The 13,376-nt window shown below is 66.0% G+C and carries 9 protein-coding genes; 7 read left to right on the top strand and 2 right to left on the bottom strand.

What is annotated here, in order from left to right; all coding sequences use genetic code 11:
• The first annotated feature begins 97 nt into the window (after window positions 1–97).
• Both ACKTTN_RS09955 and ACKTTN_RS09950 read left to right on the top strand, forming a co-directional pair.
• A complete protein-coding gene (locus ACKTTN_RS09955) occupies window positions 98–3,079 on the top strand; it encodes a TonB-dependent receptor (protein WP_407909686.1) in 2,982 nt (993 codons plus the stop codon).
• A gap of 122 nt (window positions 3,080–3,201) precedes the next feature.
• Window positions 3,202–4,914, top strand: coding sequence for a tetratricopeptide repeat-containing sulfotransferase family protein (locus ACKTTN_RS09950; protein ID WP_407909685.1), 1,713 nt, complete (start codon window positions 3,202–3,204; stop codon window positions 4,912–4,914).
• Between the two features lie 378 nt (window positions 4,915–5,292).
• Here ACKTTN_RS09950 and tsf read toward each other — a convergent pair whose 3' ends face one another.
• Window positions 5,293–6,162, bottom strand: coding sequence for a translation elongation factor Ts (tsf, locus tag ACKTTN_RS09945; RefSeq protein WP_407909684.1), 870 nt, complete (start codon window positions 6,160–6,162; stop codon window positions 5,293–5,295).
• 129 nt (window positions 6,163–6,291) lie between these two features.
• Window positions 6,292–7,122 (bottom strand): 30S ribosomal protein S2, encoded by an 831-nt coding sequence (gene rpsB, locus ACKTTN_RS09940; RefSeq protein ID WP_407909683.1) that lies wholly within the window; start codon window positions 7,120–7,122, stop codon window positions 6,292–6,294.
• Between the two features lie 388 nt (window positions 7,123–7,510).
• On the opposite strand from rpsB, the gene map reads away from it, so the two are divergent.
• From map to dapE, 5 genes are read left to right on the top strand one after another with little or no spacing between them, the layout of a single operon-like run.
• Window positions 7,511–8,287, top strand: a complete 777-nt coding sequence (gene map / locus ACKTTN_RS09935; protein WP_407909682.1) for a type I methionyl aminopeptidase — start codon at window positions 7,511–7,513, stop codon at window positions 8,285–8,287.
• Window positions 8,284–10,950: a [protein-PII] uridylyltransferase gene (glnD, locus tag ACKTTN_RS09930; protein ID WP_407909681.1), complete on the top strand. Its 2,667-nt coding sequence runs from the start codon at window positions 8,284–8,286 to the stop codon at window positions 10,948–10,950. Before map ends, glnD begins: the two co-directional genes overlap by 4 nt.
• Complete coding sequence (dapD, locus tag ACKTTN_RS09925) at window positions 10,947–11,849, top strand: 2,3,4,5-tetrahydropyridine-2,6-dicarboxylate N-succinyltransferase (RefSeq protein WP_407909680.1); 903 nt, start codon at window positions 10,947–10,949, stop codon at window positions 11,847–11,849. Before glnD ends, dapD begins: the two co-directional genes overlap by 4 nt.
• Window position 11,850: 1 nt before the next feature.
• Window positions 11,851–12,213, top strand: a complete 363-nt coding sequence (locus ACKTTN_RS09920; protein WP_407909679.1) for a Spx/MgsR family RNA polymerase-binding regulatory protein — start codon at window positions 11,851–11,853, stop codon at window positions 12,211–12,213.
• Entirely contained in the window at window positions 12,210–13,346 is a 1,137-nt protein-coding gene (dapE, locus tag ACKTTN_RS09915; RefSeq protein ID WP_407909678.1) for a succinyl-diaminopimelate desuccinylase, read from the top strand. The genes ACKTTN_RS09920 and dapE overlap by 4 nt, the downstream gene beginning before the upstream one ends.
• Window positions 13,347–13,376: the final 30 nt, after the last annotated feature.

Raw genomic sequence — 13,376 nt, 5'->3', positions numbered from 1 at the left:
CGTTTACTTTTCGTTTAGAAATGTTCCCGCGATGCATGACCTCCGGCATAGATGCGGGCGGCGTCCGGTGGACGTCCTATCCGGGAGAGACGAAGTTATGCAGAAGTCTGGATTTGGCGCGCGTCGCACCGCGCTGTGCCTGGCGCTCGGCGCCGCGCTGGTTTCGGGGGGCGCTTTCGCGCAGAGCTCGGTCGGTTCGCTGTTCGGAAAAACCGCTGCCGGTACGCACGTCATTGTCGAGAACAAAGACACCGGCACCAACCGCGAGCTCGTCGCCGACTCCGAGGGCCGATTCCAGGCGAGCCAGCTCTCGCCCGGCTCCTACACCGTTACCGCCAACGGCGTGGCCAAGACCGTCGTCGTGCGTGTCGGTACAGGTTCCGAAGTGAACCTCGAGGCACCGGTGGCGGGCCAGCTCGATACGGTTCGCATCGTCGGCGATCGCATCAACGCGATCGACGTGTCGTCGACCGAATCGACGACGACGCTCACCGCGAAGGAAATCCAGGCGCTGCCGGTCCAGCGGGACGTCACCAACGTGGCGCTGCTGGCGCCGGGCACAGTCAAAGGCGACACCGGCTTCGGCAACCTCGCATCGTTCGGTGGCGCATCCGTTGCTGAAAATGGCTACTACATCAACGGTTTTGACGTCACGAACATCCGTACGTTCCTGTCGTACGCCACGTTGCCGTTCGAAGCGCTCGCGGAGCAGCAGACGAAAACGGGCGGCTACGGCGCGGAATACGGCCGTTCCCTCGGTGGCGTGGTCAATATCGTGACCAAGCGCGGCACCAACGACTTCAAGTACGGCGGCAGTGCTTACTGGAGCCCGTCGTCGCTCTCGAGTTCGAAAAAGGACGTGGCCTGGCGCAATCCGAGCGCCACCGATCCGGCGCTCTACGTCTACCAGTCGCAGGATCGCAGTGACGAACTGACGTACAACGCCTATGCCTCCGGGCCGATCGTCCGCGACCGGCTGTTCTTCTTCGGGCTTGTGAGCGGACAGAACAACACGACGGATCAATACACCCGCGAGCACAGCTACCACACCTCCAATACGTCGCCGGAGGGAATGGTCAAGCTCGACTGGAACATCACCGACAATCATCGCGTCGAATTGACCGCGATCGACAATCGCGAGACGGTTGCCCACCGCGACTATTCGTACGCCAACGGCGCGGAGTTCGGGCGCACGCACGACGACCTCGATGCCGCGTACGACGTCGAGACCGGCGGCCGCATCTACATCGGCAAGTACACCGGCTACCTGACCGACAACCTGACGCTTTCACTGGAAGCGGGCCGCCTGACGTATTCGAACTCGAACCGCGATCCGCTGAATCTCGACGGCGCCGACTGCGTGCGCGCGTTCAACAGTCAAGCGAACTCGGCGGTGACGGACTACACGGGCTGCTGGAATCCGTCGCAGGCGACGATCATCGATCCGACCTTCGGCAAGGAAAAGGACATCCGCAACAGTCATCGCGCCGACCTGGAATGGGTGGTCGGCCCGCACACGCTGCGCGTCGGCTACGACGGCGAGAAGTTCGAGTCCGGCCATGCAGGCACGACGTACACCGGCGGCGCCTACTGGCGCCACTACTACGTCTACCAGGCGGCAGGTCGACGCGTGAATGGCGTGGTGCTTCCGTTCGGCACGTACTACGCGCGCCGCTGGATCAGCGAGACGTCGTCGGGCTCCTACAGCGTCGAGAACACGGCCTACTATCTCGAAGACAGCTGGCAGATCACGGACAACTGGCTTGTCTACGGCGGCCTTCGCGACGAAACGTTCGACAACAAGAACGCGCAGGGCAATACGTTCGTCAAGGCCGACAACAACATCGCGCCGCGCCTTGGCTTCAGCTGGAATGTCAACGGCGACGGCACGGCCAAGCTGTTCGGTTCGGCCGGTCGCTACTACATTCCGGTGTCGTCCAATACCAACATTCGCGGCTCGGGTGCGGAGCTCTTTACCGAAGAGTTCTTCAACACGACCGGATTCGATCCCGCGACCGGCCTGCCCACCGGACTCGGCGCACAGATCGGCCCGAAGAACGTGACTAGCGACGGCTCGGTGCCCGACCCGCGCACGTTGGCCGCCGGCAATCTCAAGCCGATGTTCCAGGACGAATTCATCCTCGGCTACCAGAAGCGTCTGAATTCGATCTGGACCGCGGGCATCAAGGGCGTCTACCGATCGGTCAAGAACGGCATGGACGACTGGTGCTCGCTGAAGGCCTACCAGGACTTCGCCGACGACAACGGGTACACCAACTTCGACATCAATTCGGTGGCGTCGTGCTTCCTGCTCAACCCGGGGAAGGATGCGGAAGTGGCCATGGACGTCGCGGGCGACGGCAACCTCGTCAACGTCACGATCCCCGCGCGCTATTTCGGCCTCCCGGAATACAAGCGCGAGTACCGCGCGATCGAGTTGTCGGCGGAAGGTCGCGGCGACCGCTGGTGGTTGCAGGGCTCGTACACGTGGTCGAAGAGCTACGGCAACGTGGAAGGCTACGTGAACTCGTCCCTCGAACAGCCCGACGCGGGTGCGACGCAGGACTTCGACAACGAGCACTTCGAGGATGGCGCCTACGGCTACCTGCCGAATGATCGTCGCCATTCGCTGAAGTTGTTCGGCAACTTCGACCTCAACGACGAGTGGAGCCTGGGCGGCAACCTGCTCGTGCAATCCGGCCGCCCGGTGAGCTGCTTCGGCTTCGTGCCGCAGTTCGGCAACATCGACGACAGCAAGCTCGCGCTGTATTCGGGCTCCAGCTTCTACTGCAAACTGCCCGACGGCACGACCGAGCTGCGGAGCCGCGGTTCGGCGGGTCGCACGCCCACGGCCTGGAACTTCGACGCATCGGTGACGTATGTGCCCGAATGGGCGAGCAAGCACCTCACGTTGAACATGACGGTGTTCAATCTGTTCAATCGACAGGCGGTCACCGAGTACAACGAGTTCAGTGCATCGGGCTCCGCCGCTGCGAACGCATACGACCAGAACTTCCTCAACGCGGCGAACTTCCAGAGCCCGCGGTCCGTGCTGTTCAGTGCGCGGGTCGACTTCTGATCGCGCAACCGGTACCTGAGCCTCGCGGTACGCTGGTGTGGTGAACGGAAGCCCCGGTCGATACGGCCGGGGCTTTCCTGCTTACGCAGGGATGCGCCAAGGGAACTCCGTCCTCGACGGGCTTGAGCGAGATCGCGGGGCCGGTGCGAGCGGCCCGGCCCACCGGGCATCGTTACTGGCGATCTATCGTGTGCTTCGCAGGATGTCGTGAACGAACGACGTCGGGCGCCGTCTCGATTCCGTGTGCCGGCGATCGCAATTTCTTTCGGAGTACGATCGGTCCAAGGAGGGAGCGCATGCACATGGATCGACAGTGGAGGCGCATCAACGACTACCTGGCAACGGGCAACGTCGAAGCTGCCCGCGTCGCGGTCCTCTCGCTCCTGTCGGGCGCGCCGCTCACGGTCGCCGGATGGCGCGCCCTGTGCGATATCGAGATTCATCGACGGCGGTATCGACTCGGCCACGCCGCGGCGCTGGAGGCGGCGAGTGCGACCGTCGCAAGTGGCGACTGGCGCCAGCTGGTCTACGTCACGCTTGGCTTGCTCGGATTCGACGAAATTCATCGCGTCCGACGCATGATCACCGAGGCGGATTGGAACGCGGATGACATCCTGCTGCAGGCGCCCGTTCTGGCGCAGCACCTGTCACTTGCCGGCGCCGACGCCGACGTGCTGCGTCTGTGCGATTCGGTGCGACCGAAGCTCGCGCCGGATGCCCGTCTCGAGTACGTGGCGGGCCTCGCCGCCCGCAACCTGGGTGATGCCGACGGCGCATCGGCGAATTTCGAGCGCTCCATCGAAATCGAGCCGGGCTTCGCGCCTGCGCACTGGTCGCTGGCATTCCACAATCCGATTGGTGAAGAGCGGCTTCCACGTGTGCGCGCCGCGCTCGACAACGCGGATTTGTCGCCCGCCGATGCCGTAGACCTGCACTACGCGCTCTATCGGGAGTGCGAACGAGCGAACCGCAATGACGATGCGTGGCGATGGCTGGCTGCTGGCATGCGGCGCAAATCGGAGGTGATCGATCGGCGTGCGTGGAACGTCGACGCGACGCTCGTGCAGCCCGTCATGCCACCCATCGCGGGCGAGATGCCGCCGGCGATCGTCTTCATCGTCGGAATGCCGCGCACCGGAACAATTGTGCTCGAGCAGATCATCGGCAATCACAGCCGGGTGCGCTCCGCTGGCGAGTTGAATGCGTTTCATGCGGCGCTGTGCGAAAGCCACGACGCGTTCATCGCCGCACCGAGCACTACGCGTCAGCCGCCCCCCGACACCCACCTGAAAACGGCCGGCGAACGCTATCGCGCTTCCATCAGGCCGTTCTCCGACGGCGGGCATGTCGTCGTCGACAAGAACCCTGCCAATTTTCTTTACGCCGCAGCGATCGCGCGCGCACTGCCGGAGGCGCGCATCCTGTGTCTGCGTCGATCGCCGATGGACGCGTGCTTTTCGAACCTGCGCGAGTTATTCGACGGTGATGCGTATGGGTACAGCTACGACATCGACACCGTCGCGTCGCAATACGCTTGGTTCGACACCATGCGTCGCAACTTCGAGTCTTCGTTGCCGGGCCGGTTCATGACGGTGTCGTACGAATCGCTCGTCACTGAGCCCGCCCAATACGCCGCACGCGTGCTGGAGTTCTGCGGCCTCGGTTATGAGGACGGTTGCGAGCAGACCGGGAACACGATGACGCCCCTCGCGACGGCGAGCAGTTCGCAAGTGCAGGTGGCGATCCACGGACGGGGCGTGGGTGCCTGGACACGCTATCGCGAAATGCTTGAGCCGCTGCGTCGCGCACTCGCCCAACGCGGCGTCGTGCCGTGATGCTGCCTTCGATCCCGGACGCGCAATCCGGAATCGGGGTAACAGTGCGAGCTTGTCGGGTAACGAACCAGCGAGGCCACTTCGAAGCTGGCGTCGAACTCAACTCGAAGATCGCGCTCTACCCACGGATTAGCCGCCCGGCGCGTTGATGCGTGAGGGTTCGAGATTGCCGGCGCCCGCACAACGGTCATGACGCGGATGTACGACGTCCCGACGCTGGGGCGCGCACCCGCGACCGACGTGGGCTCGTCACGGCGACATGTGCAGCAGCTGATGCGCGTTGGCGTCGCAACGCCGGGCCCGCTTGCAGTCGCGCCGCAGCAAAGGAAAAGGCCGCGATCGCTCGCGGCCTTTTCCGTACCCCGATAGCGTGTCCGCTTACGCCAGACCCGCCTGCTTCATCACTTCAGCCGCGAAATCGTCGGTCTGCTTCTCGATGCCTTCGCCGACGGCGAGGCGGACGAAGTTGACGACTTCCGCGCCGGCAGCCTTGACGGCCTGCTCGACGGTCTGGTTCGTGTCGAGCACGTAGGCCTGGCCGGTGAGGCAGATCTCGTTGATGGTCTTGTTGACCTTGCCCGCGATCATCTTCTCGAGGATTTCCTGCGGCTTGCCGGTGTCCTTGACCTGGGCGAGGGCGATTTCCTTTTCCTTCGCGACAAAGTCGGCCGGGACGTGCGCCGGCGAGATGTACGGCGGGTTCATCGCGGCGACGTGCATCGCGATGCCACGCGCCAGCTCGGCGTTGCCGCCCTTGAGCTCGACGATCACGCCGATGCGGCCGCCGTGGACGTAGGCAGCGAGCGTGTTGTCGCTGTCGATGCGTGCCATGCGGCGCACCTGCACGTTCTCGCCGACCTTGGCGATGACGGCGGCGCGGGTTTCCTCGACGGTTTCGCCCGACGGCAGCTTGACCGACTTGAGCGCTTCCACGTCATTGGCCGACAGCGCAGCCTGGCCGACGGCGTCGACGAAGCCGAGGAAGTTGGCGTCCTTGGCGACGAAGTCCGTCTCCGAGTTCACTTCGACGAGCAGCGCGGTCTTATCCGTCTGCGCGGCGACGATGCGGCCTTCGGCGGCGATGCGGCTGGCCTTCTTGTCGGCCTTGGCGAGACCGGTCTTGCGCAGCCAGTCGGCCGCCGCCTCGATGTCGCCGTTGTTCTCGGTGAGTGCCTTCTTGCACTCCATCATGCCGGCGCCGGTGCGCTCGCGCAGTTCCTTGACCAGGGAAGCAGTGATCTCTGCCATGGACGTAACCTCGATTCGTATGGGGAGGGTGTCCCGCGTGCGGGACGACGTGCAGCCGCGAACGGCGGCTGTCACGGAAAACTTGAAACCGCGGCGGCCACGTCGCGCGTGGCCGCCGGGTGGAACGCGTTACTCGGCGGCCGGAGCCGGAGCGTCGCTCTTGCGCGGCGCGGCCTTCTTGGCCGGAGCGCGACGCGGACCCTTGCGCTCTTCCGTGCCTTCGGCACCGGCCTCGGCGCCTGCGAACTCTTCCTCGCGGACCGAAGCGGCCTGCGGAGCGGCGGCCTTGCCTTCGAGCACGGCGTCGGCAGCGGCGCGGGCGTACAGCTGCACGGCGCGGATGGCGTCGTCGTTGCCCGGGATCGCGTAGTCGACCAGCTCCGGGTCGTAGTTGGTGTCGACGACCGCGATGACCGGGATGCCGAGCTTCTTGGCTTCCTTGATCGCGATGTCTTCATGGCCGATGTCGATCACGAAGATCGCGTCGGGCAGGCGGTTCATTTCCTTGATGCCGCCGAGCGACGCGTCCAGCTTCTCGCGCTCACGGCGCAGCTGCAGGACTTCGTGCTTGACGAGCTTCTGGAAGGTGCCGTCGGTCTCGCCGGACTCGAGGTCCTTCAGGCGCTGCACCGACTGCTTGACCGTGCGGAAGTTGGTCAGCGTACCGCCCAGCCAACGCTGGTTCATGTACGGCATGCCGCAACGCTCGGCCTCTTCCTTGATGGTCTCGCGCGCCGAGCGCTTGGTGCCGAGGAACAGGATGATGCCGCGCTTCTGCGCGACGCCCGAGAGGAAGTTCATCGCGTCGTTGAAGAGCGGAACGGTCTTCTCGAGGTTGATGATGTGGATCTTGCCGCGGGCACCGAAGATGTACGGGCCCATCTTCGGGTTCCAGTAACGGGTCTGGTGGCCGAAATGGACGCCGGCTTCCAGCATCTGGCGCATGGTGATCTGGGGCATTGCAGTGACTCCAGGCAGTGGAATCCGGCCGACGGAAATAAGCGGCCGCCCGGCGATGCGGGCAATGGATTCCGGGGTTGGGCCTCCCTGTCGCTTCCGTGGCCGAACCTCTTGCGAGGCACCCCGGCACGGGCGTTAGCGGCAGGTGTGTATTCGCCCGGGAACCGCGGTTGGCGGACCCTGCGCCCGGCGTGGGCGGCTCGCGATGGGTTGCGAAGCAGGAAATTGTAATGGGGACGCGGACTTGGAGCAACCGGCGGGATCGGCGAGGCCGATTCCCAGCTGGAAACCGTCAGCCAGCTCGACCCGATCGGCGAAGCGAGGGTATGCACCGCTTCATTCCGTACGCCCGGCGCGAGTCCTCCGCGCGGCGCGGCATAATGACGGGATGCCGATCACCATCAAAACCCCCGAAGACATCGAGAAGATGCGCGTCGCCGGACGCCTGGCCGCCGAGGTGCTGCAGGTCGTCGCGCCGTACGTGAAACCCGGGGTGACCACCGAGGAGCTCGACCGCATCTGTCACGACCACATCGTGAAGGTGCAGGGCGCGATCCCCGCCAACGTCGGCTACAAGGGCTTTCCGAAGACTGTCTGCACGTCCGTCAACAACGTGATCTGCCATGGCATCCCGAGCCCTGGCAAGGTCCTGAAGGACGGCGACATCGTCAATATCGACGTGACCGTCATCAAGGACGGCTTCCACGGCGACACCAGCCGCATGTACTACGCCGGCGAGCCTTCGGTGATGGCCAAGCGGCTGGTCGAGGTCACCCGCGAGGCGATGTTCCGCGGCATCCGCGTGGTCAAGCCGGGCGCGACGCTGGGCGACATCGGCAACGCGATCCAGACGTACGCCGAGGCCGAGCGTTTCAGCGTGGTGCGCGAATACTGCGGGCACGGCATCGGGCGCATCTACCACGAGGACCCGCAGGTTCTGCATTACGGCCAGCCGGGGCAGGGCCTCGTACTCAAGCCGGGCATGACCTTCACCATCGAGCCGATGATCAACGAAGGCACGCGCCACACGAAGGTGCTGCCGGACGGCTGGACCGTGGTCACCAAGGACCGCAAGTTGTCCGCGCAGTGGGAGCACACCGTCCTCGTCACCGACGACGGCGTCGAGATCCTCACCCGCGTGCCGGGCGACGACAACGACCTATGAGCGACGCCGCGGCCCTCGACGCCGCGTGGCCCGTTACCGATGAGGCGAACGACGCCGCGTGGATCGCGGCGGCGCGCACACGCCTGGCGGAACTCGCAACGTCGCTGGCGTCCGCGTTCGACGCGGGCGGCCCCAACGTCGATGTCCGGCCACTGATCGCGAAGCGCGCGTGCGGCGTCGACGCGATCGTCGTTTCCGCGTGGCGCCGCGCGACAGGTGTCGACACCGGCGACGGCGACGCGACGCCGGCGCTTCTCGCCGTTGGCGGCTACGGACGCGGCGAGTTGTACCCGCAGTCGGATGTCGACCTGTTGGTCATGCTCGGCGAGGCCGCGCAGGCGACCCACGCCGCGTCGATCGCGCGTTTCGTCACGTTGCTGTGGGACGCCGGCCTGCCGGTCGGCCACGCGATGCGGTCGTCGACGCAGTGCACGGCCGCGGCGCGTGACGACATCACCGTGCTCACGTCGATGCTTGAAGCGCGCGTGCTGGCCGCGGGTAACGCGGTCGTCGCGCGACTGCAGTCCGCGGCCGATCCTTCGCGGACATGGCCCCCAGCGGATTTCTTCGACGCCAAGCGTCGCGAGCTGCGCGATCGGCACGCGCGCTTCGGCGATACCGCCGACAACCTGGAGCCCAACCTCAAGGAAGGCCCGGGCGGGCTGCGCGACCTGCAGACGCTGCGCTGGATGGCGTTGCGCCTGCTGCATACCGGCGACTTCGCGTCGCTGACGACGCTCGGCCAGCTTGGCGCCGACGAACACGCCACACTCGAACGCCAGTACGACGTCCTCGCGCGTCTGCGCTTCGGCCTGCATCTCGTCGCCGGTCGTCGCGAAGAGCGCCTGCGCTTCGATCACCAGAAGGCGCTGGCGGCGCGGCTCGGTTTCGTCGACGCGCCGGGCGCACTGGCGGTCGAGCAGATGATGCAGACGTTCTATCGCAGCGCCGGCCTGGTGCAGCGCATCGGCGAGCGCCTGCTGCAGCGCTTCGAGGAGCAGCTGGAAGGCGAGGGCGCGGTCGAACGGCTGGACGATGCATTCGAGCTGCGTCGCGGCTATCTCGCCGCTACGGCGGCTTCGTGGCCGGTTAATGTCGATGACGTGTTCGCACTGTTCGCGGCATGGGCGTCGCGGCCTGAAGGCGACGACGGGATGCGTGGCCTGCATTCGCACACCGCGCGATCCCTTGCCGAATTCCTCGACGAAATCCCCGCCTATGATCGTGCGACGCACACCGCGCGCGTGGCGTTCATGGGCCTGCTGCGCGGCGCGCAACCCGTACGCACGCTTACGCGAATGGCGCGCCTCGGCGTGCTCGGGCGCTGGATTCCCGCGTTCGCGAATGTTTCGGGCCGCATGCAGTTCGACCTGTTCCACGTCTACACGGTCGACCAGCACACGTTGGCCGTGCTCGCGAACATCGCCGCGTTCGTGCGGGGCGATGACGATCGCTTCACCCTCGCGCACGATGTGCATCCGCGCCTGCGCAAGCCGGAACTTCTGCTGCTCGCCGCGTTGTTCCATGACATCGCGAAAGGCCGCGGCGGCGATCACTCCGAGCTCGGCGCCGTCGATGCACGCGCATTCGGCGAAGCCATGGAGCTGCCGGCGGGCGACGTCGCCACGATCGAGTGGCTGGTCGCGCAGCACCTGTTGATGTCGGTCACCGCGCAGAAGCAGGACATCGCCGATCCCCAGGTAATCCATCGTTTCGCGCAGAAGGTCGGCGACCGCGAACGACTGGAACTGCTCTACCTGCTGACGTGCGCGGACATCGCCGGAACGTCGCCAAAATTGTGGAACGCGTGGAAGGATCGGCTGCTCGCCGATCTCTACACGTCAACGCGACTCGCGCTGCGTCGCGGCCTCGAGAATCCGGTCGCGGCCGACCAGCGCGCGAGCGAAACGCGCAGTGCCGCCGCTGACCTGTTGCGTGGCGGCGGTATTGACCAGGCCGTCGTCGAAGCGACATTCGCGCGGATGCCCGACGTCGGATTCCAGCGCGCGCGCCCCGACCAGGTCGCATGGCAGGCGCGCACGTTACTCACGCTGGGCGCGCGCGACACGGCGGTGGCGGTGCGGCCATTGGGCGACGCCGGCGTGCTTGAAGTGTTCGTGCATTCGCCCGATCGCGATGGCCTGTTCGCGGCGATCGTCATCACCCTCGACCGGCTGGGTCTCGCGATCGCGCAGGCGCGCGTGCTCGACGGCCCGGAAGGCCGCGTATTCGACAGTTTCGAAGTGCTGCCATCGGATGCGCGCACGCAGCCGACGCCCGGAGACGTTGCGCGCCGCCTGGAGCACGTACTGGCTGGACCGCTCGATGCGTTGCGGCCGGCGCGTCGCGCGCAGCCGCGTCACTTGAAGCATTTCCGCATCGCGCCGCAGGTCGGCTTCGACCGGCTGGACGCGCCGCCGCGCACAGTGATCAGCCTGGTGTGCACCGACCGCCCGGGCCTGCTCGCCGACGTCGCGCTCGTGCTGCGCGAGCAGGGCATGCGCGTGCACGATGCGCGCGTCGCCACGTTCGGTGAACGCGCGGAAGACCTGTTCCAGATCACGCGTGCGACGGCCGACGGCGCCGACGCACCCCTCGATGAACCCCACCAACGGCTGCTGCGCGACGCGCTGCTCGCCTGTCTCGACGGAGATTGCCCATGAGCCCGACGGCCAACAAGACCGCCGCCCGCAAGACCACGCGACGCAAGGTCGCGCCCAAAGGCCCGGGCCGCGATGAATTGAAATTCATCATCGACAGCGCGTGGGAGCGCCGCACGATGCTTACCGTCGACGAGATCGACGGTTCGACGCGTCCGATGGTGAACCTGGTGATGGATCGCATCGAAGCGGGCGAATTCCGCGTCGCCGAGCCGGACGGCAAAGGCGGCTGGGCGGTCAACGAATGGCTGAAGAAGGCCGTGTTGCTGTACTTCCGCACGCAGGACATGGAAGTGATCGACGCGCAGCCCGCACCGTTCTGGGACAAGGTGCCGGCGCGTTTCAAGGACTTCGGCGAGAACCAGTTCCGCAAGCTCGGCGTGCGCGTGGTGCCCGGTGCGATCGCGCGTCGCGGCTGCCACATCGGCAAGGACGTCGTGCTGATGCCGAGCTTCGTCAACATCGGCGCGTATGTCGGTGAAGGCACGATGGTGGACACGTGGGCGACGGTTGGTTCCTGCGCGCAGATCGGCAAGCACTGCCATCTATCCGGTGGCGCGGGCATCGGCGGCGTTCTGGAGCCGCTGCAGGCGACGCCGACGATCATCGAGGACCACTGCTTCATCGGTGCGCGTTCGGAAGTCGTTGAAGGCGTGATCGTCGGCCACCACTCGGTGATCGGCATGGGCGTGTTCCTCGGCCAAAGCACGCGCATCTACAACCGCGCGACGGGCGAGGTCAGCTACGGCTACGTGCCGCCGGGCAGCGTCGTCGTGTCCGGCCAGTTGCCGGCAGCCGATGGTTCGCACTCGCTGTACTGCGCGGTGATCGTCAAGCAGGTGGACGAGAAGACGCGTGGCAAGACGTCCATCAACGATCTGCTGCGCGGGCTGGCCGACTGACATGGCGACGACGCTCTACGGCCTCGCCAACTGCGACACGTGCCGGAAGGCGCGCAACTGGCTCAAGCGCTTCGACATCGCACACGAGTTCGTCGACTACCGCGATACGCGACAGTCGCCCGAGACGCTCGCGGAATGGAAGGACAGGCTCGGCGGCTGGGATGCGATGGTCAACAAGTCGTCGACGACGTGGCGCAACCTGCCGCCATCGCGAAAAACGCCGGGCTCGGACGCGGAGTGGAAATTGCTGCTGCGCGAGCATCCGCAGCTGATCCGTCGGCCCGTCGTGGAAACGGATGACGGCGTCGTGTCGCAGGGGTTTACCGACAACGGTTTCAAGAAGCGCTTCGGAGTCGGATCGTGAGCGACGTCCTCGACCTCACCCGCGCGCTGATCGAACAGCGCTCGCTCACGCCAGACGACGCCGGTTGCCAGGCGTTGATCGCGGCGCGCCTGGAAACCGCCGGCTTTCGCTGCGAATCCATGCGGTTCGGTGATGTCGACAACCTGTGGGCCGTGCATCTCGGTGCCGCGGGTGATGGTCCGACGCTGGTGTTGCTCGGTCATACCGACGTCGTGCCGAGCGGCCCGGTCGACGACTGGGCGAGCGATCCATTCAAGCCCGAGATCCGCGACGGCAAGCTTTACGGGCGCGGCGCGGCCGACATGAAAGGCAGCGTCGCCGCGTTCGTCGTCGCGCTCGAACGGTTCGCGCGCGAGCATGCGGGGCATCGGGGCCGCGTCGCGTTGCTGTTGACGTCGGACGAAGAGGGCGTCGCGCTCGATGGCGTACGCAAGGTCGCCGATGCGTTCCGCGAGCGCGGCGAACGCATCGACTGGTGCATCACCGGCGAGCCGTCGTCGAAGACCGTGCTCGGCGACCTGCTGCGCGTCGGCCGCCGCGGCAGCCTGTCGGCCACGCTGACCGTACGCGGCATCCAGGGCCATGTCGCGTATCCGGAAAAGGCACGCAACCCGGTGCACGAAGCGATGCCGGCCTTGGCCGCACTTGCTGGACGACGCTGGGACGACGGTTACGAAACCTTCCCGCCGACCAGCCTGCAGATCAGCAACATCGTCGCCGGCACGGGCGCGAACAACGTGATTCCCGGCGAGCTGCAGGTGTTGTTCAACCTGCGCTACAACCCGAACTGGAGCGCGGTGAAGCTCGAATCCGAATGCGACGCGGTCATTGCGCGCCACTGCAGCGATTACACGATCGACTGGCATCGCAGCGGCGAACCGTTCTACACGCCGGACGGTGCGCTGCGGCGCGTATGTCGTGAGGTGCTGGGCGCATTCGTCGGCGCCGAGCCGGAGGAAAGCACCGGCGGCGGTACGTCGGACGCGCGCTTCATCGCGCCGCTTGGCGCGCACTGCGTGGAGATCGGGCCGGTCAATGCGAGCATCCACAAGGTGGACGAGCATGTCGCCGTCGCCGATCTCGAACGGCTGCCGGACCTGTACTTCGAACTGATGCGCCGGCTGCTCGCCTGACGTCACCGGTCGTGCACGCGCGCTGCCTAG

It is taken from the genome of Lysobacter claricitrinus, assembly GCF_045866565.1.
Lineage (GTDB): Bacteria > Pseudomonadota > Gammaproteobacteria > Xanthomonadales > Xanthomonadaceae > Cognatilysobacter > Cognatilysobacter claricitrinus.
Note: the sequence above shows the minus strand (reverse complement) of the source record. Positions and strands in the feature narration are given on the sequence as shown.

Coding starts and splice junctions, on each gene's coding strand:
- glnD (WP_407909681.1), top strand. CDS start 8,284: ATGAGCGACGCCGCGGCCCTCGACGCCGCGTGGCCCGTTACCGATGAG.
- map (WP_407909682.1), top strand. CDS start 7,511: ATGCCGATCACCATCAAAACCCCCGAAGACATCGAGAAGATGCGCGTC.
- dapD (WP_407909680.1), top strand. CDS start 10,947: ATGAGCCCGACGGCCAACAAGACCGCCGCCCGCAAGACCACGCGACGC.
- ACKTTN_RS09920 (WP_407909679.1), top strand. CDS start 11,851: ATGGCGACGACGCTCTACGGCCTCGCCAACTGCGACACGTGCCGGAAG.
- tsf (WP_407909684.1), bottom strand. CDS start 6,162: ATGGCAGAGATCACTGCTTCCCTGGTCAAGGAACTGCGCGAGCGCACC.
- ACKTTN_RS09955 (WP_407909686.1), top strand. CDS start 98: ATGCAGAAGTCTGGATTTGGCGCGCGTCGCACCGCGCTGTGCCTGGCG.
- rpsB (WP_407909683.1), bottom strand. CDS start 7,122: ATGCCCCAGATCACCATGCGCCAGATGCTGGAAGCCGGCGTCCATTTC.